Raw genomic sequence first — 26,659 nt, 5'->3', positions numbered from 1 at the left:
CTATGATTCGCTCGTTATACTTGCTTGCTTTAGGCCTGTTGATAGCTTTGTTGGGGTGTTCAAATTCTGAATATGCTCCCGGTGCGGGCGAGAACGATTATTTAGGCTCTCTTGAATTAAAAGATTTTGTCGTTATCCGTTCCAAGGGAAAGACTGTAACACTCGGAACAGACGAAGAATCGGCCTCCATCAAAGACCGGCCAAGCATGAAATCGTATTTCGATTACGATTTTATAATCGGCAAACATGAAGTCACTTGCAAAGAAATGAATCTGGATTGTGAAGATTCTTTGCCTGCTACCGATGTGACTTATTTTGATGCCATTCTGTATGCGAACAAAAAGAGCAAGGCCGAAGGCTTTGATACGGCCTATTCTTATACGAATTTGATGTTTGATGCGAACCATTCTTGCATCGGTATCGATGGTCTCATTTTCCGCCCCCTTGTAAATGCGTATCGCTTGCCGACCGAGGCGGAATGGATTTATGTGGCGAACATGGGGTGGAAACCGGAACAGGCTTGGCATAACGGTAATTCTGATTTTAAACTGCATGCGGTTTGCTCGTCGTTTACGGACCGGAATGGCGTTTGCGATATGGCCGGGAATGCCATGGAATGGGTGTACGATTTGTGGGTGCCGTTCCATACCGTCGATGTGGTGGACTATGTGGGGGGCAAGGCTAGCGAAGGCGTAGAAGAGCGCGTGCTGAAGGGCGGTAGCTACAATAACGACCCGGCGTCGCTCCATTTGTATAACCGTGGCGATGTCTACATGGTGGCTTCTTCGACAAAGGCGAATTATGTGGGATTCCGCTTGGCGTTCGGTGCCATTCCAAACCCGCTTTACCTCGATAAACAGGGCAAGGAAGTCCTGCAGAAGTATACCGTGATGGTCAGGACGAATACGGTCAAGCAGTTTATTGACAAGCCGCTTTCCAAAATGGTCTTTAGGGACGATTCCCGTGATGTCTTGGTGTATGTGGATTTCAACGATGCTTCTGCGCCTGTTCTCGAATTGAATACGGGCGTGACGGCGTACCATCCGGATATTTCTCCCGATGGAAAATTTGTCGCCTTCTGCACAGGAGTTGAAGGAATTTCGGGCATGTCGAAGGTCTATGTGTCCCGCTTGGACGAAGGCGATTCCACCTTGATTGAACTTCCGGCTGAATCGGCAGCGATTCCGCGTTGGCGAATTCTGGAAAATGGTGATACGGTGATTGTCTATGTGAACGATGCCGGCAGCAATAAAGAAGAGGATGCCTTTGCCAAACAAGAAACTTGGCAAGTCCGTTTTTCGAAAGGCAAGTTCGGAAAGCCCGAAAAGCTTTTTGACGGCGGGTATCATGGCGGCGTATCCAAGAACGATCGCCTGGCGGTTTCGGGCGCACGCCTTTTGCGTGCCAATGTGAATGGCCAACCGGAAGTCTGGTACAATCAAAATCAGGCCTGTAACGTATCGCTCAGTCAGGGAGGCGAAAACAAGACGCTGTTCCTTGATTTTGGCGGCAAGACTGGTCGCAAGTTCGTGGGAGAATCTTACGGTACGCATGAACGGGCGCTGATTGCCGATAGCACTGGTAAATTGATTGGCTCGGTCGCGGCTCCCGAAGGTTATAGCTTTGACCATACGGAATGGATTCTTGGCTCCGACTCGTTCTTTGTGGCGACGCTCGCCGACATGAATGGAAGCCATAAAAAAGTAGTGCTGGTTAATTCCTATACGGGCGAAATGCTGTCTCTTGTTGAAGGCGAAGAACTTTGGCACCCTGTGCTTTGGGCTCACCATCGTGATAAGAATTCGCGCTGGGATTATGATAGCCTTGGACTTTACTATTCTGAAAATGGCCAGTCGACGCATTACCTGACGCAAAAGATGCCTGTGCTGTGGACATACCGCGATTCGGCCGAGGTCGTGACTTTGGGAAATTCGCACATGCAGGCGGCAGTTGCTCCGGATTTCTTGAGCATGAAGGCTATTAACCTCTCGACAATCCCTTGCGATATGCATTGTATTGATAGTCTTTATGAAACCTACATTTCGACGCATTTCTCGCATTTGAAATATCTTGTGATCGGCATTGATTTTGACTTGTGGGGCGAATACGAACCGGGCGAAAGCATGGCGCTTAATTTTGGTGATGCTCCTGGATTCAAGTATGACCGCAATCATGATTACTGGCGTGGTGAAATCGATAGCGCGTTTGTAGAAAGGGCTGTCGAAGTGGCTGAGGCCTATAAGATGCAGTCCGACATTATCGATCCGCATGGCTGGATGCGTACGGAATGTATTTCTGACTGGGGGAGCGGCGGCAAGGAATTTGCAGACGTGGTTGTCGATAGCACCTGGAGCGACGATAGCCGCCGCTATGAATTGAACTATGCGCAGCTGGATAAAATCCTCAAGATGGCCGAACAGCACGACGTGATGGTTGTCGGCTTGATTACTCCGATTAGTCCATATTACAAAAAGACGGGCAGCTATGGCCGCCATGGAATGCGCCGCTCTGTGGCAGAAAACTTGATTGAACGATTGAGAAAAGTTGAATCGGAAACGAAGAATTTCGTTTTGATGGATGAAAATAAAATGGGTGACCATGATTATTTGGGCGATGTCGCTTATGACTACGATCATTTGTGCTGGACCGGTGCAGAAAAGCTGACAGCACGCCTTGATTCTTTGTTGATTACTCTAGAGTCTAGATGATGAAGTTTTTTTACTGCATAATCGCATTGCTGGCCTTGTTCAGTTTTGAGGGGTGTTCTAATTCGGAATACGTTTCGATTCCGCATGATGACCCTAGTGCCTTGGACTCGTTGGATTTGAAAGATTTTGCGCTCATGCGTGCGAACGGAAAAATCGTGATTCTGGGAACGGACGAATCCTCGGCATCGATTAAGGATGGCCCGGCGATGAAAGTTTCGTTCGATTACGATTTTATGATGGGGCGGCATGAAGTCACCTGCAATGAAATGGGACTCGATTGCGGTGATTTGCCTGTAACCGATGTGACCTTCTTTGATGCGGTGCTTTATGCCAACAAGCGCAGTAAGGAAGAAGGCTTTGATACGGTTTATTCCTATTCAAAAGCCATATTTGACGATGACAGCTCTTGTGTCGGGCTAGAATCGTTTAAGCCCCATTGGGATGTACTCGGGTACCGCTTGCCGACCGAAGCGGAATGGGTGTTTGTGACGACTCGCGGCTGGGAGCCGAAAGAATCGTGGACGAGCGCCAATTCCGACTACGAGTTGCATGATGTCTGCACGTCGTATTATACGCTCGATAGCATTTGCGACATGGCGGGCAATGCCATGGAATGGGTGGGGGATTACCTGGTTACGTTTACAGAAGAGGAATGGGTTGACTTTGTCGGTGGCGCAAGGGATTACGGCCCCGATGAACGAGTCGTGAAGGGTGGCAGTTTCCGTAACGCGCCTGAAACCATTAAACCTTACACTCGCGGCGATATCTATCTGGTGACCGCATCGACGAAGGCGGAATATATCGGTTTCCGTCTTGCCTTGGGCGCGATTCCCCATGCTTCGCAAATCGGAAATGTGGAGCGTGAATCAGATTCTGATGTTTCGGTGTCGGTAAGCAGTAAAAAGTTCAAGTCGCTTGCGGCGACCAATAAGGGAAAACTTGTATTCCGCGAAGATAAAAGCGGTAACTTGTACTATGTGGATTTCAGTAAAAACGATCTGGTCGCGAAGGAATTGAGCGCAGACGTTTCGGCGTATCATCCGGATATATCGCCCGACGGCAAGTGGGTCGCCTTCTGTACGGGTATTGAAGGCGTTGCCGATAATTCTGAACTTTACGTGCGCAAGATAGATGCGTCCGATAAATCTTTAATCAAGCTGAATGTGAAATCGGCGGTGATTCCGCGCTGGCGTGTGCTTGCCAATGGCGACACCGTGATTGTCTATGTGACAAGTGCGGCGAATAACAAGAATGACGAATCTTTTGCGCAGACGTCGACATGGCAGGTCAAGTTCTCGAACGGGAAATTTGGAACGCCCAAGAAATTGTTTGATGGCGCGTACCATGGTGGCGTTTCCGATGACAACCGCCTGGCTGTCACAGGGGCGCGACTCCTTCGGGCCAATCGCGATGGACGTTCCGAAATCTGGTACAATGGGGAGCAGGCTTGCAATGCCTCGCTGAACAGGAACAATAACAAGATGACCCTGTTCCTTGATTTTGGCGGCAAGACGGGTCGCCAGTTTGTCCGTAGCAATTACGAAACGCACAAGAGGATTTTCTTTGCCGATAGCACCGGCAATCTGGTACATTCGCTCGAGGCTCCTGAAGGTTATACGTTTGATCATCCGGAATGGGTTCCTCTCGTGGATTCCTTGATTGTGGCGACACTCGTGAATAGCGAAGGCGCGCATCGCAAACTGATTCTTGCAAATGTGTATACAGAGCGTTGGGTTGAACTGGCTCAGGGTACAGAACTATGGCATCCGGCGTTATGGCTCGATGTCGATGAACGCGTCTTTGTACCGCCGCTTTTGGATATCGATAGCGCAGGCGTTTACTATACCGATCAAATGGAATCGTATGCGCTCGATTTGCGTGTCAAGATGGAATGGTTCTGGAAATCCCACGACACCGTGACTGCGGTGGTTCTCGGCTCTTCGAGAGTGATGTTCGGAATCAATTCTTCGTTTATCCATTCCGAAAGCGTTTTGAATATGGGATTCCCTTCGGGCGATATTCATGCGATTTCATTCTTGACTCTCAACTATGTCTTGACTCATATGCCGAAGTTGAAGTATGCGGTGCTGGAGTTCTCGCCTGATTTCATGTGGGACAAGGAAGCTCTCTTCTGGTCGCCTGTCTATAAAAAATCGCCTGGTTTTAAATATGACAAGACGCATAAGTTCTGGAAGGATTCCATTCCGAAAGGATTTGTAGAACTTGTAGAAGAATCGTACAAGCCGATTGCAGAACAGACTCAACCTTACGATTACGACGAATTCCTGATGCCCTCGAATGGGTGGGGAAAGGCAACGGTTGTGCACGATACGATGAAGTATGAGCTGGATGACGACGATGTGGATTACAACATGGCTTTGTACAAATTTGTCGTCAATTCCTTGGTTGAAAAAGGAGTCCAAGTGATATTGGTTGTGCCCCCTCAAAATCCGGGTTATGCCAAGACGGGGGCGTTCGGCATATATGCCGGAAGACGGTCGCATGCAGAGGAATTATTGAAGCGCGCAGCGAAGCTGAATGCGGTCATGATGGACGAAAATAAGATGGGCAAACACGACTATACTTCGTCGATGGCGTACAATACAGACCATCTGAGTAGGGAGGGTGCAAAACAGTTGTCAGAACGCCTTGATTCGCTGTTTGTAGACCTCCAAAAGTAGATTTTAGAACTTCGTCGGCAGTTGGCTTAATTGATTTGAATGGGCTTGTAAACGCCATAAAATCTAAGTTCTAAGCTCTGAATTCTGCGCACTATTTTCTATCTTTTATCTTACATGCAAGACTACCCGAAGACACGTGTCCTCATCTCGAACGATGATGGAATCCAGAGTGGCTATATGCTCGCTTTGGCGTGTGCGCTTGTCCCTTATGCGGACGTGTGCGTTTTTGCGCCCGAAGTGGAGCAGAGCGGGGTAGGGCACGCCTTTACAGTTCGGCGTGGGCTTTCGGTCAAAAAAGTGGAAATTGCGGAGAATACGGCTATTGAGGCGTATTCCATGTCGGGGACTCCTGCCGATTGTGTGAAGTTTGCGATAGGCCATTTGGCTTCTCACGGGCTTACCACCGAGGGGGTCGGTCCGGGTAATTTTGACGTGTGTTTTTCGGGGGTGAATCTCGGCGAAAATTCCGGCGTGTCGTCGCTCTATTCGGGCACGGTTGCTGGCGCCCGCGAAGCTGCCCTCTGGGGGGTACCGGGGATTGCGCTTTCGCTCCGCGGTACAACCGCGAACATGCTCGAAACCGCAAAAGAATTTGCCGTGAAGGTGGTCAAGGATCGCCTGTTCGAGCGGATTCCCGTAGGTGTATTCTGGAACGTGAATTTTCCAAAGGCTACCGCCGAAACCTTCAAGGGGTTCAAGGCAACCAGGATGGCTCTTGGAATGTTTACGGACCACTATTCCCACGAAAATGGACTGTGGCAACTGGATGGCGATAAACTGTGGGACGAACAGCCCAAGGATAGTGACGACTATCTGCTGAATCAGGGCTACGCGACGATAACGCCTCACCGTATCGACCAGACCGACGAAGAAAGTTTAGAAGTAATAAGTGAAATGCTGGCGGAAACGCCGGTGAATAATTAGAGGAAAACGAATGTCAGAAGAATTGGTACCAGGTTCGCAAATCAGGTCCCTGATTGAAAAGGACATGCAGGATTGCTACTTGCGCTATTCCATGAGCGTGATTGTGGCACGTGCGCTCCCTGATGCGCGTGACGGCTTTAAGCCGGTGCACCGCCGCGTGATGTACAGTATGCACAAGTTGGGCGTGGTGCCCAACAAGCCGACGGTCAAGAGTGCCCGTATCGTGGGTGATGTGATCGGTAAGTACCACCCGCATGGCGACTCCGCCGTGTACGAAACCTTGGTGCGTATGGCGCAGGACTTCTCGCTGCGTTACCCGCTGGTGTTCGGTCAGGGTAACTTCGGTTCTATCGACGGCGATGGTGCTGCTGCAATGCGTTACACCGAAGCCAAGATGAACAACATGGGCGCGCTCATGTTGGAAGACCTTGAAAAAGACACCGTGGACATGGGCCCGAACTTCGACGAATCTTTGGAAGAACCGAAGGTTTTGCCGTCTGCTCTCCCGAACATGCTGGTGAACGGTACCACCGGTATCGCCGTGGGTATGGCAACATCCATGGCTCCGCACAATTTACGCGAAATTGCAAACGCAATCCATGCGGTGGCCGAAAATCCGGATATTGCCGGCGAAGACTTGCTGCAGTACGTGTCTGGTCCGGACTTCCCGACCGGCGGCGTGATTTGTGGCCGCGCTGGCATTCGCGATGCTTATTTGACGGGGCATGGCCGCGTGCGTGTGCGTGCCCGTACCGAAATCGATGTCGATAGCCGCGGTAAGCCGCGCATTGTCGTGAGCGAAATTCCTTACATGGTCAACAAGGCCGAACTCTGTAAGAAGATTGCAGAATTGGTGAAGGACAAACGTGTCGACGGCATTACCGACATCCGCGATGAATCTAGCCGCGAAGGTATGCGCATCGTGATTGAAATGCGCAAGGACGTGGTCGCCGAAGTCGTTTTGAATAATTTGTTCAAAAACACGCAGTTGCAGACGACGTTCAGCATTTACAATTTGGCTCTCGTCAATAACCTGCCGAAGCTCCTGACTCTCAAGGACCTCATCCAGGTTTATGTGGATCACCGCTTGGAAGTGATTACGCGTTCCACGCAGTTTGACTTGAACAAGGCCGAAGCCCGCTTGCACATTATCGAAGGCCTGCGCATTGCAACGCAGAACATTGACGAAGTGGTGCAGATTATCAAGTCGAGCCCGACGACCGAAGCCGCAAAGACTGCTTTGCAGGACCGCTTCAACCTGGACGACATTCAGTCCCAGGCTATCGTGGACATGCGTCTTGCCCAGCTCACGGGCCTGAACTTGGAAAAGTTGGAAAACGAATACAACGAACTCGTTGCTACCGTTGCCGACTTGAAGGATATTCTGGAAAAACGCGAACGCCGCGTGAAGATTATGCTCGACCGTCTCGACGCCATCGTGGACAAGTGTGGCGATGACCGCCGTACTTCTATCGAAGACGCTGTCGACGACTACGATTACGAAGACCTGATTGCCGAAGAAGAACAGGTGATTACGCTCAGCCGCGAAGGCTACATCAAGCGCTTGCCGATCGATACCTTCAAGGCTCAGAACCGTGGCGGCAAGGGCATTATCGGCGCAACTCTCAAGGAAGAAGACAACGTCGAACAGATCTTTACCGCAAGCACGCACAGCTACTTGCTGGTGTTCACGAACAAGGGTCGTGCTTACTGGACCAAGGTTTACCGCTTGCCCGAAGGCACTCGCAACGGCAAGGGCCGCCCGATTATCAACTTCATCGGTCTTACCGAAGGCGAAAAGGTGCAGGCGATTGTGCCGGTGCGTAAGTTCGGTGGCTACTTCTGCCTCGTATTTGCAACCAAGAAGGGTGTCATCAACAAGATGGACCTCACGCTGTTCAGCCGCCCGCGTAAGGCCGGCGTGAACGCCATCAGCCTCGACGAAGACGATGAATTGGTGAAGGTCCAGCTCGTGGGTATGTCTGCCGAAGACTTCAAGGCTAGCGAAGCCGCCGAAGGCGACGAAGTGGATGCCGAAGCCGAAACACAGGCTGCCGAAGCCGCCATCGCCGAGGAATCCGAAGACGCCGAAGATATCGAAGGTCGTCCGATTCCGAAGGACTTGCTGATGCTTGCGACCAAGAACGGTCAGGCCGTGACCTTCCCAATCAGCTGCTTCCGCGCCATGGGCCGCGGCACGCACGGCGTGAAGGGTATTACCTTGGCCGAAGGCGACGAAGTGATTTCTCTGTTGTGGCTCAAGGCCGGCAACAAGATCGTGACCATTACCGAAAACGGCTACGGCAAGCGTAGCGAGCCTTCGACTTACCGCATTACCCGTCGCGGTAGCAAGGGCGTGCGCAACCTGAACGTGACCGATAAGGTGGGCGCCGCCGTGTTCGTGGAAAGCGTCGCTGACGACTACGACTTGATCATTACCAGCCGCGAAGGCCAGGTGATTCGTATCAAGGCTGCCGATATCCGCCTCACGGGCCGTAACGCCCAGGGCGTCAAGGCTATTAGCCTGCGCGAAGGCGATGTGGTGCAAGATGCTACCGCACTCCCGAGCGTCGAAGATATTGAACAGGATAGCGCCGAGGCGAAGGAAACCTTCGACAAGGTGGAAGGCGTCGAAGTTGATGACGATTCTGTCGAAAAGATCGAAGACAAGCCGGAACAGCAGATTGGAGTTCCTTCTTCTGACGAAGAATAGCTCCAAATTCCGCTAAATAAAGCCGTTTTCGGCACTTTGTAAATCTTTTGCCGTTGTTTCTCGGAACAACGGCATTTCTTATATATAAAGAATGATTTGTTGAGGCTGGATATATTTTTGAAGCTAGAGGATCTTTTGATAGGAGACTGAAATGAAAACTCTATTCAAATCTGGCGTCAAAGTTGGTTTGGCTTTGACTTTGGGTGTAGCTGGGGCATATGCACAGGATTTCTGTAGCAATGCACAGCATTCTGGCCAAAAAGTAACGATTACTTCGAACCAGACAGGTAAAATCGGCGATATCGGTTACGAACTCTGGGACGAAAACGGTCATGGCGGTAGTGCTACCTTCTATAGCGACGGTTCCATGGACTGCACTATCACAGGTGCCAAGGACTATCTTTGCCGTGCGGGCCTTTCTCTTGGCAGTAACAAGACTTACAAGGAACTTGGCGGTGACATGATTGCCGAGTTCAAACTTGTGAAAAGTGGCGCAAGTAATGTGGGTTACTCCTATATCGGTATCTACGGCTGGATGGAAGGCGTTCCCGGAACAGCAAGTAACCTTGTTGAATACTACGTGATTGACAATACCCTCGCCAACGACATGCCGGGTAGCTGGATCGGTAACGAAAGAAAGGGTACCATTACGGTTGACGGCGGTACCTATACCGTTTATCGTAACACCCGTACCGGTCCGGCCATTAAGAACTCCGGTAACGTCACGTTCTATCAGTATTTCAGCGTGCGTACCTCGCCGCGCGATTGCGGTACCATCAATATTTCCGAACACATGAGACAGTGGGAAAAGATGGGCCTCACCATGGGTAAGCTTTACGAAGCCAAGGTGCTTGGTGAAGCTGGTAACGTCAATGGTCAAGTTAATGGTGGCCATATGGACTTCCCGCATGCCAAGGTGTATGTTTCTAACGGTGACACTCCGAAGTCCAGTGCTTCTGGCGCCAAGTCCAGCTCTTCGAGCGCTGCAGTTAAGTCCAGCTCCTCTAAGGGTAACGGTGGTTCTACCTCTACGACTATCGACGCCTGTAAGGACGAAATGGGCCACCAGGGTGAAAGCAAGACAACTCAGGGCCAGAACAACCAGAGCGTGACGGGTAACGTCGGCAGCTCTCCGTACCATTACGAAATCTGGTACCAGGGCGGCAACAACAACATGACGTTCTATGATAATGGTACTTATAAGGCCAGCTGGAACGGCACCAACGACTTCCTTGCCCGTGTGGGCTTCAAGTACAACGAAGACAAGACTTACCAAGAACTTGGTCCTATCGATGCTTACTTCAAGTGGAGCAAGCAGGGTAATGCCGGTGGTTACAACTATATCGGTATCTATGGTTGGACTGTCGACCCGCTCGTAGAATACTACATCGTGGATGACTGGTTCAGCGAACCGGGTGCAAATCTTCTGGGTTCCAAGAAGGGTGAGTTCACGGTTGATGGTGCAACTTATGAAATTTATCAGAACCAGCGTAATAACGCCCCCTCTATCAAGGGTAACCAGACCTTCCCGCAGTACTTCAGCAAGCGTAAGGGTGGAGCTCGTTCCTGCGGTCATATCGATGTTACCGCTCACTTCAAGAAGTGGGAAGAACTCGGTATGAAGATGGGTAAGATGTACGAAGCCAAGGTGCTTGTCGAAGCCGGTGGTGGCTCGGGTTCCTTCGATGTCTCTTACTTCAAGATGACGGACAAGGCTCATCCGCTTGCTCAGCCGGAACCGGAATCCAGCTCTAGCGAAGAACCCAAGTCCAGCTCCAGCAAGGAAGATAAGAAGTCCAGCTCCAGCGAAGCGAATGTCCCGAGCAGCTCTACTACCGCACTGTTTGCTCAGACGATCAAGCTCCAGGATATGAGTGGAACCTTCCAGGTGCTCGACATGCAGGGCCGTTACCTGGGTACTGTGGAAATGCAGGCCGGCAGCGACATGAAGGATGTGCTGTTCGCCAAGTTCCACAAGCCGGGTGTCTACATGGTCAAGCAGGGTAACTACTTGAACACGGTTAGGGTCAACCGCTAAAAAGTTTCCACAATTTTCAGGAAAATCCCGAAAAACAATACTCCAAATTTTGTGGAAAAAGGCGCCTCACACGATGTTGTGGGGCGTTTTTTTATGTGCGGAGAAAAACTCGGCTTTAAGTCCTAAAATTGGCCTTTTTGTGTAAGAAAAAGCCAATTCGGTGTTGTTTTTTACAACAACGCCATTTATATGGATGCTATTCCAAATTAGACTAAATGGATATAATTTTGGATTAGAGGTTAAAACGGGATTTTTCTTAAGGAGTATACCATGAAATCCAATCTTTTTGTTAAAACAGGGCTTGTTCTAGCCCTTGGTATGTCCGGAGCGTTTGCTCAGGATTTCTGCAGCAATGCATCTCATTCCGGCCAGAAAGTGACGATTACTTCGAACCAGACTGGTAAAATCGGCGATATCGGTTACGAACTCTGGGACGAAAACGGCCATGGTGGCAGTGCTACGTTCTATAGCGATGGTTCCATGGATTGTTCCATTACGGGAGCCAAGGACTATCTCTGCCGCGCCGGTCTTTCCCTTGGTAGTAACAAAACTTATAAGCAGCTTGATGGCGACATGATTGCCGAATTCAAGCTCGTGAAGTCTCCGGCACAAAATGTGGGTTACTCCTACATTGGTGTGTACGGCTGGATGGAAGGCGTTTCTGGAACGGCCAGCAGATTGGTCGAATACTACGTGATCGATAACACCCTCGCTAACGATATGCCGGGTAGCTGGATCGGTAACGAAAGAAAGGGTACCATTACAGTTGATGGCGGTACTTATACGGTTTACCGCAATACCCGTACGGGTCCGGCTATTAAGAACAGCGGCAACGTGCAGTTCTACCAGTACTTCAGTGTCCGTACTTCTCCGCGTGACTGCGGCTCCATCAATATTTCCGAACACATGAGACAGTGGGAAAAGATGGGCTTGGAAATGGGCGTGCTCTATGAAGCCAAGGTGCTTGGTGAAGCGGGCAACGTCAATGGCGAAGTTCGCAATGGCCGTATGGACTTCCCCCATGCTCGCGTTTATGTAGGCGAATATGTTCCGCCTGAACCGCCGAAAAAGATTGAGCGTCAGCCGTACAAGGGTGTAAAGGCTAAGGTTCCGGGTACTGTTGAAGCCGAAAACTTCGACGAAGGCAACAGCGGTGTTTCCTATGAAGATCTGGGTAACGGAGAAGCCACGGATGAAGTCTATACCTATCGTGGAACGGATTACCAGGCTGCTGTCGTGGATGGCGGTACCGGTAAGGCTATCGGTTATACCAATGCCGAAGAATGGTACGAATACACGATCGATGTCGAAGCCGATGGCGAATACGATGTCGAAGCAAACGTCTCCAATGGTTCCGGCGCCGGTAAGTTGAACCTTTCCTTGGACGGTAAGTCTCTCGCTTCGCTTTCCTTCACTGGTACTGAAAACGACTGGGATACCTATGAAAAGGCAACGGGCAAGGCAACCCTTACCAAGGGTGAACATGTACTCCGCATTACGATTGCTTCTGCAAACACCAACGTGGACTACGTCAAGTTCAGCAAGGATGGTGGCGAACCGCAGGCTATCGCAGCCGACCTCCGCCTGAACGCTACGGGCAAGACCTACCAGGTGTTCGATATGCAGGGTCGCGCTCTCGGCAAGGTTGAAGTTGTCGCCGGCGCATCCATCTCTGACGCTCTCTTTGCCAAGTTCCAGCAGACCGGTGTCTACATGGTCAAGCAGGGTGGCAAGCTCACCCAGGTGCGTGTGACTCGCTAATACTTAACATCCAAATGCTCCTATATTGTGGATGATGAGGAACGTCTCGCGAAAGCGAGACGTTTCTTTATGTAGGCAAAACAATCTTTTTTATATGCGGGAGGGCGGACAGCACTTAGCACTTTTAGTGCTTAGTGCGCATGGTCTTCGTAAGGAGAGACCCCAGCTCGGAGTTGACGCCTGCGGCGTCCGTGGCTGCATTCGGTCATATCGGCAAGTAAACTTGCCGCTGCGACACTCATTTGCGCACTCTTGCGAAGGCTTTCTTGGCCGACATTTTTCAGGACAGGCTTCGGTCTGCATCAGCATTGTTTGCCTACTGTCATGCTGACGAAAGTCAGCATCAGCTTCTCGTAAATACTATATTTCTCTCTGAGGTTTTACTATGAAATTCTTTGTGACAGGTGTTGGTGGCCAGCTGGGCCATGATGTAATGAATGAACTTGCAAAGCGCGGTCATACGGGTGTCGGTTCCGATATGGCGCCTGCCTATAGCGGTGTGGCTGACGGTTCTGCCGTCACGACCATGCCTTACGTGCAGCTCGACATTACAGACTCTGCCGCGGTTGACAAGGCTCTTTCTGAAATCAAGCCCGATGCCGTGATTCACTGCGCCGCATGGACTGCAGTCGACATGGCCGAAGACGATGCGAATGTGGCAAAAGTCCGCGCGGTAAACGCCGGCGGTACCCAGAACATCGCCAACGCCTGCAAAAAGCTCGGCTGCAAGATGACCTATATTAGCACCGACTACGTGTTCGACGGTCAGGGCACGGAACCCTGGCAGCCCGACTGCAAAGATTACAAACCTCTCAACGTTTACGGCCAGACCAAGCTCGAAGGCGAACTCGCCGTCGCCAATACGCTTGACAAGTACTTCATTGTGCGAATCGCTTGGGTGTTCGGCCTGAACGGCAAGAATTTTATCAAGACCATGCTGAACGTGGGCAAGACTCACGATACCGTGCGCGTGGTGAACGACCAGATCGGCACGCCCACCTACACGCTGGACCTTTCGCGCCTGCTCGTGGACATGAACGAAACCGAAAAGTACGGCTACTACCACGCCACCAACGAAGGCGGATTCATCAGCTGGTACGACTTTACCTGCGAAATTTACAAGCAGGCAGGCCTTTCTACCAAGGTGCTGCCGGTAACCACCGCCGAATATGGCCTGAGCAAGGCCGCGCGCCCCTTCAACAGCCGCCTCGACAAGAGCAAGCTCGTCGCAAACGGTTTCAAGCCGCTCCCGACCTGGCAAGACGCCCTCGCTCGCTACCTCAAGGAAATCGGAGAATAAACGATGGCTGAAAAAGAAACGTACCGCGAAGTCATGCCTGGCGAACTCCCGTGCGAAGTTCCGGAATGCGATGGCGTGATGGTCGTCGACCCCGATAACAGCTACAAGCTGACCTGCGACAAGTGCGGTCATATTAAGGAATGAGTCTAAAAATCGACTACCCAGAGCTTCCCGTCGTTGAACATCGGGAAGAATTTTTTGAGATGCTCGAAAAGCATCAGGTGGTGATTGTCAAGGCAGACACCGGTTCCGGAAAGTCGACGCAGCTCCCGAAATTTCTTTTAGAGTGGTTCGCAAACTCGAGTGAGAAGACGCAATCATTCAAAATCGGCGTCACGGAGCCGAGGCGCTTGGCCGCAATCTCCATTGCGGACCGCCTGCGTGAAGAACTGAAAGACGAAACGCTCGTCAGCACCAAGATTCGTTTCTGGGAACAAGGCCAGAGCGATGCCCCCATCAAGGTCATGACCGATGGTATCCTGCTGCAGGAATTCCGCCGCGACAGGCTTTTTCGCCAGTATTCGGCGGTCGTGATTGACGAAGCCCACGAACGCTCGCTGAATATCGATATCTTGCTTGGCATTTTCAAGACGGTTTTGCAGGCCCGCCCCGAGTTCAAGCTGATTGTGGCCTCGGCAACGCTGGATGCCAAGCTCTTCGAAGAATTTTATGACAACAGTTGCGTGCTCGAAGCCGAGGGCCGCATGTACCCGGTCGACATTGAGTATTTCTTTGACGGCAGTGCGGCAGAGCGGGCGGCGCTCGATATTAGCGGAAAGGGTGATTCCGGCTTGCTGGACGAAGCCCGCGACGCAATTCTCGATTTGGAATCCCGCCACCGCGACCATTTGCTTTGCTTTTTGCCGACCGAGCGCGACATTCAGGATTTAGCGGGGGAGTTGGCCCACGAACTGGACAGCGCGACTTTCGACGTGCTCCCGCTTTTCGGGCGCATGAGTCCCGAAGAACAACGCCGCATTTTCAAGAATTCGGGCAAGACTCGCGTGGTGCTTGCCACGAACATTGCCGAAACTTCACTCACGATTCCGGGAATTGCCTACGTGGTCGATACGGGCATGGCCCGCATCTCGCGATACAATGCCCAGTCGAGAATCCAGGGGCTCCCGGTCGAAGAAATTTCGAAGGCGAGTGCCCGGCAGCGCACAGGGCGCGCGGGGCGCGTCAAGCCTGGCGTCTGTATTCGACTTTATTCGCCTGAAGAATTCGAGAAGCGTGACGAGTTTACGGAGCCGGAAATCCGGCGCAGTAATCTCGCGAACGTCGTTTTGCAACTCAGAAGCCTCGGGCTTGAACTGGAAAACTTCCCGTTCTTGCAATCGCCGCCGCATTCGGCATTCCGCGGCGCGTACAAGACGCTTTTCGAACTCGGCGCGTTGACTGCGGACAATTCCAGCGGTCATGTGACTAAGCTTGGCCGCGAAATGACGCGGCTCCCCATGGACGTGGCGCTTTCGGCTGTGCTTTTGCGGGCCCGAGAAGCGGGCGTCTTGCAGCCGGCGCTCATCGTCTGCTCGGCCTTAAGCATTCAGGACCCACGCGTTGTCCCTGGCGAAGAGCCGGAACGCACCCGAATCCGCCAGCTGCACCGCAAGTTTGCGGGGCACAAGAGCGATTTTTTGACTTTTATAAGCATGTGGAATGCCTTCTGCGCCGAATGGGATGGCAAATCCTGGAACAAGCTCCGCAAATTCTGCGACAAGTTCAGCATGCATTTCTTGCGTTGCCGCGAATGGATTGATTTGTATGAGCAATTCGGTCGCATCCTCGATGTCAAGTTCGACAAGCGCGAATGCCCGCTTGAAAGTTTCCATGCCGACAACTTGCACATCGCACTCCTTTCCGGATTCCTGGGGGGCGTTGCCCGCCGCGACATCGAAAACGGTTGCTACCGTCTGGTAAGCGGGCGAGAGACTCATGTGTTCCCGGGCAGTGACCTTTACGGCAAGAGCGTAGAATGGCTCTTTAGCGCTGAAGTTCGCGAAACGAGTCGCATATTCCTGAACAAGGGCGCCGAAATCAAGCCCGAATGGATCATGCAGGTGGCAGAACCGTTCTGCACCCGCCGCTGGTTCATGCCGACCTGGAATCAGGAACGCGGATTCGTGGAAGCCGTCGAAGAAGTAAGTTTCAGGGGCCTCGTGATCAGTCGCGGCCACCGAGTGGATTACGCCCGCGTAAATCCGGACGAATGTGCCGAAATATTCTGGCGCGAGGCTGTGGTGCTCGGGCAAATGGCACGCCCGTTTGCCTTCATGACCCACAACGAGCGCGTGGTCGAAGACTTGCACGGGCTCGAAGCCCGCAAACGCCAATTCGGGCTCGCCCCCAGCGAAGACGCCTTGGTCGATTACTACGTGCGCATTGCCCCGCGGGTCAATTCCATCAAGACGCTCAAGGACTACATCCGCGAACATACCGACCAGTTCCTGAAATTCGACGCCAAATTCTGGCTAGATCAGAACGAATCGGGTGTCAGCTATACAGATTCGGGCTTCAGCAATCGCGCCTTTGATGCCTTGGCGAAGGGCGACAAGAAAAAGGGTCCCAAGCCGCAGGAACCGCAGCTCGGCGGTTCCCTCGAACAGTTCCGAATCGAATGTCTCGACGGGTCCAGCCGCATGGTCGTGGGCGAGATGGTTTTTGATGCTACCAAGGAATACGATGGCATTACGCTGGACTTGCCTTATGACTTGATTCCGCAGGTGACGCCTGCAAAACTCGCGCTTTCCATTCACCAGTGGCGCGAATGGATGATTGAATCTATCGTGCGCGAAATGCCCAAGGCCGCCAAAAAGCAGCTCGAAAATCGCCGGACTTTCATTGATGACGCTTTCTGTGATCGCCTTAAAGCGACCCCGCACAAGTCGCCCATGGTCTCGCTGTACGAAGTCTTTGCCGGAATCAAGCAGCTGGATTGCGACATTCCGACCGTGACGCCCGAAAAGGAAAACCACCTGCGCCTGCATGCCAAGATTTTCAAGACCGGCTTCCCGGAAAAGTTTGCCTGCGAAATCAACCCCGAATGGGGGAGTTTCAATTTGTTTGCTGCGGTCCGCCCGATTGTGGTGACCTTTGGCATCGATTTTGCGCTGGGCGACATGCGCTTTGGCTGGCGCCTCGGCGAATCGGCCCTCATGACTCCGGCAGAATCCGCCTTCTGGCAGAACTTCCGCAAGCGGGTAGAAGGTCGCGCAAATTCCTCGGTCGACGCAACCGCGCCCGAAACGTCCGAAGCTGCCGCGCAGGCCCTCATTGCCGACCGCCTGAATCTGCTCGAAACCGGCGGCCTCTATTCCGACGGATTCAAGACGGCGCTCAAAGCTTGGGCTCTCAAATCACTCGTCGCCGACCATCTGGATGCGAACCGCTGCGTACGCTTTACCGGCCTGGAATTTTCCCGCGGCAAGAAAATCAACGATTTCAAGAATCTCGCGGCGACCTCGCGCAGCGAAGATGACGAAGTTCGCCTCGCCCTGGTGCGTGCCACGTACGAGTCGGCGCTTCTCGGTGCCGAGGTGTTCGTAAAGTATTGGGACATCCTTCGCGAATTCTCGGTTGCCATGCGCCAGGGCGGTGACCACGCCCGCGACGCCATCGCCGCATTGACCGCTGGTCATAAGTTCATCGTCAAAATCATCGAGCTTTATTCGCCTGATGGCCCCGAAAACACGCTTTTCGAGCGAATTTCCGTCCTCGCCGGCGCACTTGCCTCGCAAATTAGTGCGCTTGCCTCGCAAATCGGTGCTCCAGAAGGCCAGAACAGCCGTATTTCCGTCGTCACGCCTCAGTCCGCGGACCGCCCAGACCTTTCGGTCAAGGCCCTCCGCGAAAAGTTCCGGCCCTTCCTCAAGGCCCGCTTCATGAAGGACCACGAGCTCAAAAACGCCCGCGACCTGCTTTCCAAGATGGAACGCCTTTCGCAAGACGAGCCCGAATACCCGGAACTCTACCTGCAGGCCTGTGCCATGCTCGAAGGTTTCGAAGTGCTCAAGTTCAAGCGCAAGGGCGACGATTCCGAAGACGTAATCGAAGTCGATGCCCTCGCCAAACTCAAGGGCCGTTTCGGACGACTCTAGTTCCCGCGACTCTTGTGATAAGGTCCCGCGACTCCCGCGCCCGATATTTATATTTTAGGCAAAAAAAGAGGTCCCCGATGCAAATTTCCGAATTCTCGACATGGCTAGACAACCTGCTTGAACCCAAGCTTTTTAAGGATTACTGTGTCGACGGCCTTTGCGTCGAAGCCTCCGACAAGGTCAGCCGAATCGTCACGGGCGTCTCTTTCCGCGACCGCCTGATTGATGCCGCCATCGAAAATAAGGCCGACTGCATTATCGTCCATCATCCGAACGGATTCTGGCAGGGCGAAAACCGCGTGCTCGTGGGCAAGTTCGGCGAGCGCATGCGCCGCCTGATGCAGAACGGGATTTCGCTTTACGGCTTCCACCTGCCGCTCGACGGCCACATGGAAGTGGGGAATAACATCTTGATAGCCAACGCTTTCGGACTCCAAAATGTGGAAGGGTTCCTCCGCGAAGGCGAACGGACCATCGGAGTCGTGGGGGAGTTTGCGGTCCCCGTCGCCCTCGACGAATTCCAGGCCCTCAGCGGCAAGGTGTTCGAACATGGTGTGCAGCACGCCCTCCGTTACGGCAAGCCCGCCATTAAAAAACTCGCCGTCTGCAGCGGCTCTGCCGGCGCTCCCGCCATCGAAGAGGCTATCGCCCTCGGTTGCGACGCCTTCGTGACCGGCGAAATCAAGGAGGCGGTCCCCATCGCCTGCGAAGAACTGGGCTTCAACTTGTTCAGCTGCGGCCACCACCGTACCGAAATATTCGGCGTGCGAGCCCTGGCTGCCAAAATCCAGGCCGAACTGGGTATCCCGGCTACCTTTATCGATATCGATAATGAAGTGTAAAAATCCCTGTTTTTACACCCTGTGTAAAGTTACTTTTTTATTCCGGAAAAGTCACTCTTTTGCCGTTTTTAGCCCGAAAATGGCGTTTTTGGAGCGGTTTGGCCGTTGAGTGCTTCGCATCACACTATTTTACATTGCCACACAAAACCTTTTTGCTATCTTTTCGCCCGTGAATTTTTATAAGACAACCATACACTTCCAGAACTCCTCGAAGTCGATGACCGTCCACATGCCGGTGTTCCTTTTCAAGGCATGGCCCGTGCTTCGGATCTTTGTTGCGATCGGTGTATTGTTGTTTGTCGTCCAGATGGTTTCGACCACGATTTACGACGGCATCTTGAACCATCAGTTGAACGAACGCCAGAAGCTCGACAAGGAAATGTCCCAGATTCAGGGGACCCTCGACTACCTGTCGAACACCACGGCTTCTTTCTTCTCCGACGAAAACCGCCTTTATGCAAGCTTTGGACTGCCGACCCAGGACAAGGGTTCCCGTGAACTCGGTACCGGTGGTTCTGTGAGCCCCAATTCCCTTTTGCTCCGCAAGACGTCCCCGGTCTACGAACGCATGTCCATGCTCGGCGAAACCGCCCAGCGTATTCAGGGCAAGCTTGCGAACAATGACTCGTCTTTCCGTACCCTGAACAAGTTCATGGACCAGAAGCACTACATGTGGCGCTTTATTCCGTCCATTTCTCCGACTAACGGCCGCTACGCTTCGGCTTTCGGCCCCCGTATCCATCCGGTGACGGGTGAAGTCGGCAAGATGCACCAGGGTGTGGATATCGCAAACGAACGCTGGACCCCGATTTACGCCCCTGCCGATGGCGTGGTGGAAGTCGCCCAGTTGAGTTCGACCTTCGGTAACTATGTAACGATTGACCACGGAAACGGCATCAAGACACGCTACGGTCACATGCAGCTGTCTATTGTGCATCCGGGCCAGTACTTGCACCGCTACCAGGTGATTGGTTATATGGGTAATACCGGCCGCTCCGTGGGTCCGCACCTCCATTACGAGGTCTGGGTCCGCAATAGCCCGGTGAACCCGCTTGCCTATATGTTGCCCAACGAATATACCGTTGACTGACGGTCCCGGGTAACACCCTGCTCCTAGAATATGGCGCCGCTTGTCGGCTAAGAGCAGCAACCCCCTAGGGGGTCTCATGAATCAGAATGCAGTTTTGCGTTTGTACACGCTTCTTTGGGGCGTGGTGTTTTTCTTTTTCGGCTTGGCCCGGGCAGCCGAAACTCCGGATCTCTACTTTACCGAGGTTCACCATTGCCCTGCAGAACCCGAACCGGAATGGGTCGAAGTCTACAACGCTTCGGGCGGGCCGCTCGCCTTCGAGGACTACCGCTTTTGCAACCGTACCAAGAACTGGAGCGCCTCTCAGGGCAAGACCCGGACCAAGCGCGACACCCTGGCCGCTTACGAGACCGTCATCTTCACCCGCGATACGCTCCTTTTGCGCGAATACCTCGGGTTCAAGGATGTGCGCCTCATCCAGTACGCCATGGGTTACCTGAACAATACCGCGGGCTCGCTTGCCATTTGCAAGGGCGATACCGTCATAGACAGTGTGGCCTGGGATAAAGGGACGGTCACGTGCCCTTCGGGGTTTAACCCGCAGACGGGCCGGGCCGAGAATACGCCGGGCTACCAGGGGCGGGTGGACTTGTACAGAGGCCGGTCTGCAGACAAAGGCGAGAAAACGCAAACGGGCAACCAGGCTCCATTTACATTCCGGCTATCGACGCGCGTGGTGCGGGTGAACAAGACTCCCTTGCGGGTCCTGATTGAAAGCGACTTGCCGGTGACGCTTCGGCTGCTGGATTCGGCAGGTCGCGAGCAATGGAAAACGGAGGTGCCGCCGCATTCGAATACCTGGCTGAATATCCCGCTGAATCACCTTTCGGGTATAGGCGTTGCCTATATCGCCCTCGCTTCGGGCAGCTACGAAAAGATGGTCGGATTCCTGCTGAGGCCGTAATATGCGAGGGGTTATACTATTAATAATATGGCTCGCGAGCCTAGCCTGCGCCATGGACTTTCCCGGAGAATTTGTCCAAAATCCGGGCGGCTCGCTCGCCCTTTCGGGGCTTCCCGGGTATAAATCGAGCCCGGCAAGAATTGCAGAACCCGGTTTCGGGCTTGCCTATGCGCAAGTGGACGAGGCTTCCTTGCAGGTGGCAGGTGCTGCTGGCGAACTCGGCCTCTGGCGGGATTATCGATTGGCGTTTTTCAGTTCGTATCTAGAAATGGATTCCCTGTACAGGCAAGTTTATTCCGAATGGAATTTCTCGGTGGCAAAATCCTGGCTTGTCGGGGGAGTGGGCTATGGGCTATCCGTCGACTGGATCCCGGGGGACCGATTGACCAAAGAAAACTGGACGATAAACCGTTACAAGGCGGGGTTCGCTTTGAGGCAAAGCCCGTTGTCGCTATCGGCAATGGCAGCCCTTGTCAATCACTGCTCGTTTTTCGACTTGGATTATGCGGTCGCGTTCCGGTTTCAGGGCGAACGATTCGGGGCCTTTGTCGAGTACGACGGAAACTCTATCGATATCGGCCATTCTCTAACCTTTGCGCATGCGGTTATCCTTTCGGCTTACCGTTTCCCGGAATTTGCAGTGTCCGTTTCGCTCGGGTTTACTTTGGGAACATGGACTTTTTCGGGGGCGTACGGCAACGCCCGCTCGATATGGGATTGGTTTGGCTTTACGGCGACTAAATCGGTTCGAAAAAAGACTATATTATGAATATGCAGGTTTCTGTAGGTCTTTTAATTGCGGTATCGTTTGTCTGTTTCTTGGTAATCACGGCGTTTGTGATTGTCGTCCTTTTGATTAGGGACTTATTGAACAAGCAAAAGATCTATTCCGTTTTTTCGGGCTACCTGGGCGATTTCTTGGTGATTGTCTCTAAAGAAGGCCGCCTGATCGATGCCACGCCGACCTATATTTCGGATCCGCTTTACAATTCCATTTTGCGCCAGAAATCCTTCAAGAAAATTTTTTCGGCGGCCGAATACAAGCGATTCCTGGAATACGTCAAAGGCCTGGACGCTTACCCCGATATTCCGTTCGTCTTTTCGCAGGATTCCGGTGACGGCTTGAACTGGTACGAAATCCGCGCCAGCATGCAAAAGCAGGGGGTCGATGTCCATATGGTGCTTTTGCTCAAGAATGTGACGCTGGACGTGGAATCCAGAACCCAGCGCGATGAATTGAAAGAAAAAGTCGATATGCTTTTGCAGAATACAGGCGACTTTTTGTGGTCCATGGATGTCGATACCCGTACATTTACGTTCTTGACTCCGCTAGTCGATGACGAAGGACGAGCCATTCCGAGAACCCAGGGCGTTCAGGATATTCGTGCGATGATGCCCGAAGACGATTACGCCTTCTTTGACAAGCATTTGAATGCCCGCATTGTGGAATTCCGTGCTACGGGACAGAATTCTAGCGAAAATCGTGGCGTACGGTTGCGCTTGCAGAGTGAAAACGGCAAACTGGACTGGTATGCTTTTTGTGGACGCCTCTACACCGAAGAAAATGCGAAAATCGTATTCCGCGGATCGGCTCGCCGCCTAGACTTGCAGCTTGAAAATCCGGTGGTCGAAGGGGCTGATATGAGTGAATCCCTGCAAATGTCGGCTTTGGCGTTTCCTGATATTCGCATGTTCTGGATTGATAGAGATTACAAGGTCCGCGGTTGCAACCAGGCTTTTTCGCTGGCGTTCGGTAGCCCGAATCCCGAAGAAATTGAAGGCAAGCGATTGCTCGAGGTGGTGCGCCCGCGGTATTTCTCGCTGTTCCACGGCGTGGTCTCAGAAGTTTTTGAAAAGGGGCTTTCTAAATCCTGGAAGGGCGCCTTCGGTGTAGGCAAACGCCTGCTTTGGTTTAATGCGGTACCCCTCAAGCGTGAAGATGGCTTTACCCATTGTGTGCTTGGCGTGTATATGCAACTCGATGAAAACGATTTTAATATCGCTAATAATTCAACTATGGAGAAGAAATGAAAAAGTTAATGATGATTGCCGTGGCCTCGATGTTCATTTTCGCAGGCTGTGAAGAAAAGAAGGCCGAAGCTGCCGTTGAACAGGCCAAGCCTGTGGAACAGCCGGCCCAGCCCGAAGCCAAGAAGGCTCCGGCTCCGTCTGAAGTGGCCGTACGTGCCGGTGTGCAGTCGGTTGATTGGGACAAGGCAATCGAAATGAATGCCAATGGTGCTATTTACGTGGATGTGCGTAATGCTCCGGAATTGAACGAAGGTTTTGCACCGCATGCCTTGAACATTCCGCTGAATGAGCTCAAGGAACGTATTGGCGAACTTCCGAAGGACAAGGACTTGCTGATTTACTGCCGTTCCGGCCGTCGCAGCGAAGCCGCTACCAAGTACCTGATGGATCAGGGCTACACCCGCGTGTACAACGTGATTGGTGGCTTCCTCGCTTTCCCGAAGAAGTAAGCCTGTTGCCCTCGTCATCCCGGCGAAGGCCGGTATCGGCTCCTGCCTCCAGTGTCATCCCGGCGAAGGCCGGGATCAGCAATCTCGTGTATGAATTATTTAAATCTAGCGTTTGAGACCTCTCTGTTTTCGGTCGGCATCAGTCGGCCGAATCCTGCCGTGGGCGCCGTCGTCGTTAAAGACGGAATCGTCGTCGGCAAGGGGCGTACACAGCGCCCGGGGAATGCTCATGCCGAGGTGATGGCGCTGCGTGACGCGGGCGAACTCGCCCGCGGGGCGGCCATCTATGTAACGCTGGAACCTTGCTGCCATTATGGCCGCACGCCCCCCTGCACCAAGGCAATCATCGATGCCGGCATCAAGGAAGTCTACTTCGCGCATGCCGACCCGAATCCGGTTGTGCGCGGCAAGAGCCGTGCCATTCTCGAAGAAGCCGGAATCAAGGTTTTTGAAGGTCAGGATGCTTGCGAGCGTGCGATTGTTGAAAGTGGCTGGGATGATTCTTGCTCCCATGACGGCTGCAAGGTGCTTTCTGGCAATCCGGCTGCCATGGGGGAGCCGGAAACTCGCGCCGAGGCGCTTGCCGAAGCCCGCATGCTCTTTCACGAAATCGAGCGATTCTTTGAAGCCTACGATTTCTATGTCCGCAACAAGACAACCTTTGTCGAAATCAAGTCGGCCATTTCGCAAGAAGGCAACATGGGTGCGATTGTAGGTGGCGACGCAAAGGGTGCGGCGTGTAATGCGCCGCTCAAAATCACCGCGCAAGGTGCCAACTGCTGGAACCATGAACTTCGCGCCATGAGTGACGCGATTCTCGTAGGCGCTGGCACCGTGCTTGCCGACAACCCCTCGCTAGACGTCCGCTTTGCCCAAGGGAACAATCCCGTGAAAATCATTTGGGCGGGCCATCATGAATTTAGTGTTGATGAAGTTGCGAGCCTTCGCGTGTTCCAGGCGCCTGTAGAAGAGGGCAAGGCTCCCATTGTCTTTACATGCGTGCCGCAGCCCGCGCTTGAAAAAAATCTTGAGAAGTTAAAGAATGCGGGGGAGGCGCCGGCTGCTGAAAATCTCGCAGTTGAAGTGGTCGCTTTAAGTAACGCCTCTTTCGTTGCCAACTGGCACGAAATGCATGCGAATCTCTCCGCCCGCGGCATGCACCGCCTGATGGTGGAACCTGGCGCTCGTCTCGCTGATGAAATCTTTAAATGCGGTCTTTGGAACCGCCTTGATTTATGGCAATCTTCCGACCCCGCGGTCGACCGTGCGCTTGAATCCAGCGGCGCCGACGGCTTGACTTATCCGGAACTTCCCACAGCCCTCGTCGCCCGCGAGTCCTTCATGCTCGGGCCCGACGTGTTGACCGTGTACGAAAAGTAATTAAAGCGCCTGCATCAAGCGTTTCTTAGCAGCGCCTTCCGGCAATTCCAGGAACAATTCCTTCGCGAATGCCTTAGTGAGCATTTCGCGGGCCTTGTCGGCCGGAATTCCGCGGCTCGTTAAATAGAACATCTGATCCTTGTCGAGTTCGCCCACGGTATTGCCGTGCGTACATTCCACATCGTCGTGGTAAATCTTGAGCACCGGCTTCACCGAAACACTCGGACCGTCGTCCAAGAGAATCGTATTCACCAACTGGCTCGAATTCACCTGGCTGCAGTTATAGCCCACGACCACCTGGCCGTCGTAGCTGGCGTAAGCGTTTTCGTCCAGAATGTTGCGCACGAACTGCGTGCTCACCGTACTGGGAGCGTTGTGCAAAATCGTCAGGCGCTGGTGCTTAGAGGCGTTTCCCTTCAGAATATTCAAACTGCGGTAATCGAAGTTTGCGCCCTCGCCGTTCAGTTCCACGCGGGCGCTGATGCGGCCAATGCCGCTGTCTTGCAAAACGTTCGCAAAATGCACTGTAGAGTTCGCGGCCTGCTTGATGTCGAAATGCCTAAAGGTCAACGGCAAGTCGTTAGCAGGGTTCGCAAAAAAGATTTCGAGTTCGGCGCCTTCAGCGACATTGATATCGAAACGTTCGGCGCAAATTTCATGCATTACCTTGTTGTCAAGGATTTCGATGCTAGCCTTTGCGTTCTTGCCGATGTTCAAAACCGTGCGACCGAAGTCGTTGTTGCACTTGAGCATCGCCATTTCGTTTTCGCCGTCATCAATTGTCTTCACCAACTGGCGGGCGTTGCAGGCAATCGGCAAAAGGGCGGCAAAGTCGTCTTCGTTTGCGAAGTCTTCGTCGCAAGTGCATTCGCTCGGGAATTCAGGAGCCTGAATCTTGTTGACCGGGAAAAACGTCCACAATTCGTTATTGCGACGCGGCATTCCCAATTGTTTAATGCGGGTAATGGCGTCCATTAGTTTTCCTCAATCCAGTCGTAACCTTGTTCTTCGAGCTTGAGGGCGAGTTCCGGACCGCCCGAAAGAATAATCTTGCCGTGGCGCAGCACATGCACGTAAGTCGGCTTGATGTAGTCCAGAAGTCTCTGGTAGTGCGTCACCAGAATCACGGCCTTTTCGGGCGACATAATCTGGTTGATGCCGTGAGCCACAATGCGGAGAGCGTCAATGTCGAGACCCGAGTCCGTTTCGTCGAGGAACGATACCATCGGGTCCAAAATAGCCATCTGCAGAATTTCGTTGCGCTTCTTTTCGCCACCGCTAAAGCCGTCGTTTACGCCGCGGTCGCGGTAACGGTCATCCATTTCGAGCATGGCCATCTTTTCTTCGCAAAGCTTCTTGAAGTCGGCATCGGCGAGCGGTTCGAGTCCGAGGTAGGCGCGCTTGGAATTGAGTGCCATCTGCAGGAATTCTACGTTGTTCACACCCGGAATCTCGGTCGGGTACTGCGTGCTGATGAACAGGCCGGAATTGGCGCGATCGCAAATTTCCATCGAAAGCAGGTCCTTGCCGTCCAGCGTCACCGAGCCGTCGTTCACCGTGTAGGCGGGGTGGCCTGCAATCACCTTCGAAAGCGTACTCTTGCCCGAACCGTTCGGACCCATGATGGCATGGACCTCGCCCGGTTTGACCTCCAGGTTGATCCCCTTCAAAATCTGGGTCCCGTCTTCGATACTTGCTTTCAGGTTCTTGATCGACAGCATAATTCCTCACTTAATTGGTA

At 52.9% G+C, this 26,659-nt stretch carries 17 protein-coding genes and 1 pseudogene; 16 read left to right on the top strand and 2 right to left on the bottom strand.

Annotation, left to right across the window (positions count from 1 at the left end; translation table 11 throughout):
* Positions 1-2: 2 nt before the first annotated feature.
* The 16 genes and pseudogenes from B7989_RS11840 (at position 3) to B7989_RS11770 (ending at position 24,918) form a co-directional block, all read left to right on the top strand.
* Complete coding sequence (locus B7989_RS11840) at positions 3-2,708, top strand: TIGR02171 family protein (protein ID WP_088628691.1); 2,706 nt, start codon at positions 3-5, stop codon at positions 2,706-2,708.
* Positions 2,705-5,389: a TIGR02171 family protein gene (locus B7989_RS11835; protein ID WP_088628690.1), complete on the top strand. Its 2,685-nt coding sequence runs from the start codon at positions 2,705-2,707 to the stop codon at positions 5,387-5,389. The genes B7989_RS11840 and B7989_RS11835 overlap by 4 nt, the downstream gene beginning before the upstream one ends.
* A gap of 114 nt (positions 5,390-5,503) precedes the next feature.
* Positions 5,504-6,313, top strand: coding sequence for a 5'/3'-nucleotidase SurE (gene surE, locus B7989_RS11830; protein ID WP_088628689.1), 810 nt, complete (start codon positions 5,504-5,506; stop codon positions 6,311-6,313).
* Positions 6,314-6,323: 10 nt separating this feature from the next.
* Positions 6,324-9,026, top strand: coding sequence for a DNA gyrase subunit A (gyrA, locus tag B7989_RS11825; protein WP_088628688.1), 2,703 nt, complete (start codon positions 6,324-6,326; stop codon positions 9,024-9,026).
* Positions 9,027-9,177: 151 nt separating this feature from the next.
* Positions 9,178-11,064: a glycoside hydrolase family 11 protein gene (locus B7989_RS11820; protein ID WP_088628687.1), complete on the top strand. Its 1,887-nt coding sequence runs from the start codon at positions 9,178-9,180 to the stop codon at positions 11,062-11,064.
* Between the two features lie 270 nt (positions 11,065-11,334).
* Positions 11,335-12,597: pseudogene (locus B7989_RS14365) on the top strand (glycoside hydrolase family 11 protein); the annotation flags it as partial.
* Between the two features lie 613 nt (positions 12,598-13,210).
* Positions 13,211-14,125, top strand: coding sequence for a dTDP-4-dehydrorhamnose reductase (rfbD, locus tag B7989_RS11810; protein ID WP_088628685.1), 915 nt, complete (start codon positions 13,211-13,213; stop codon positions 14,123-14,125).
* Between the two features lie 3 nt (positions 14,126-14,128).
* The gene (locus B7989_RS14025) at positions 14,129-14,269 is read left to right on the top strand and encodes a hypothetical protein (protein WP_158212913.1); all 141 of its coding nucleotides are present in this window, start codon (positions 14,129-14,131) and stop codon (positions 14,267-14,269) included.
* Entirely contained in the window at positions 14,266-18,222 is a 3,957-nt protein-coding gene (gene hrpA, locus B7989_RS11805) for an ATP-dependent RNA helicase HrpA (protein WP_088628684.1), read from the top strand. The genes B7989_RS14025 and hrpA overlap by 4 nt, the downstream gene beginning before the upstream one ends.
* Before the next feature lie 77 nt (positions 18,223-18,299).
* On the top strand, positions 18,300-19,064 hold the full coding sequence (locus B7989_RS11800; protein WP_088628683.1) for a Nif3-like dinuclear metal center hexameric protein: 765 nt from the start codon (positions 18,300-18,302) through the stop codon (positions 19,062-19,064).
* A 169-nt stretch (positions 19,065-19,233) separates the two neighbouring features.
* Positions 19,234-20,154: a M23 family metallopeptidase gene (locus B7989_RS11795; protein WP_088628745.1), complete on the top strand. Its 921-nt coding sequence runs from the start codon at positions 19,234-19,236 to the stop codon at positions 20,152-20,154.
* Positions 20,155-20,230: 76 nt separating this feature from the next.
* Complete coding sequence (locus B7989_RS11790; RefSeq protein ID WP_088628682.1) at positions 20,231-21,058, top strand: lamin tail domain-containing protein; 828 nt, start codon at positions 20,231-20,233, stop codon at positions 21,056-21,058.
* Between the two features lie 52 nt (positions 21,059-21,110).
* On the top strand, positions 21,111-21,827 hold the full coding sequence (locus B7989_RS11785; protein WP_144265048.1) for a hypothetical protein: 717 nt from the start codon (positions 21,111-21,113) through the stop codon (positions 21,825-21,827).
* 2 nt (positions 21,828-21,829) lie between these two features.
* A complete protein-coding gene (locus tag B7989_RS11780; protein ID WP_144265047.1) occupies positions 21,830-23,089 on the top strand; it encodes a hypothetical protein in 1,260 nt (419 codons plus the stop codon).
* On the top strand, positions 23,086-23,538 hold the full coding sequence (locus B7989_RS11775) for a rhodanese-like domain-containing protein (RefSeq protein WP_088628679.1): 453 nt from the start codon (positions 23,086-23,088) through the stop codon (positions 23,536-23,538). The genes B7989_RS11780 and B7989_RS11775 overlap by 4 nt, the downstream gene beginning before the upstream one ends.
* A 90-nt stretch (positions 23,539-23,628) precedes the next feature.
* Positions 23,629-24,918 carry a dihydrofolate reductase family protein gene (locus B7989_RS11770; RefSeq protein WP_088628678.1) on the top strand — a complete coding sequence of 430 codons (1,290 nt, stop codon included), beginning with the start codon at positions 23,629-23,631 and terminating at the stop codon, positions 24,916-24,918.
* On the opposite strand, the gene B7989_RS11765 is transcribed toward B7989_RS11770, so the two are convergent.
* Together B7989_RS11765 and sufC are read right to left on the bottom strand one after the other, a co-directional pair.
* Positions 24,919-25,893, bottom strand: coding sequence for a SufD family Fe-S cluster assembly protein (locus tag B7989_RS11765; protein WP_088628677.1), 975 nt, complete (start codon positions 25,891-25,893; stop codon positions 24,919-24,921).
* A complete protein-coding gene (gene sufC, locus B7989_RS11760; RefSeq protein WP_088628676.1) occupies positions 25,893-26,639 on the bottom strand; it encodes a Fe-S cluster assembly ATPase SufC in 747 nt (248 codons plus the stop codon). The genes B7989_RS11765 and sufC overlap by 1 nt, the downstream gene beginning before the upstream one ends.
* Positions 26,640-26,659: the final 20 nt, after the last annotated feature.

It is taken from the genome of Fibrobacter sp. UWB5 (genome assembly GCF_002210295.1).
Lineage (GTDB): Bacteria > Fibrobacterota > Fibrobacteria > Fibrobacterales > Fibrobacteraceae > Fibrobacter.
The sequence above is the reverse complement of the archived record's forward strand: the minus strand, read 5'-3'. Positions and strand labels throughout refer to the sequence as shown.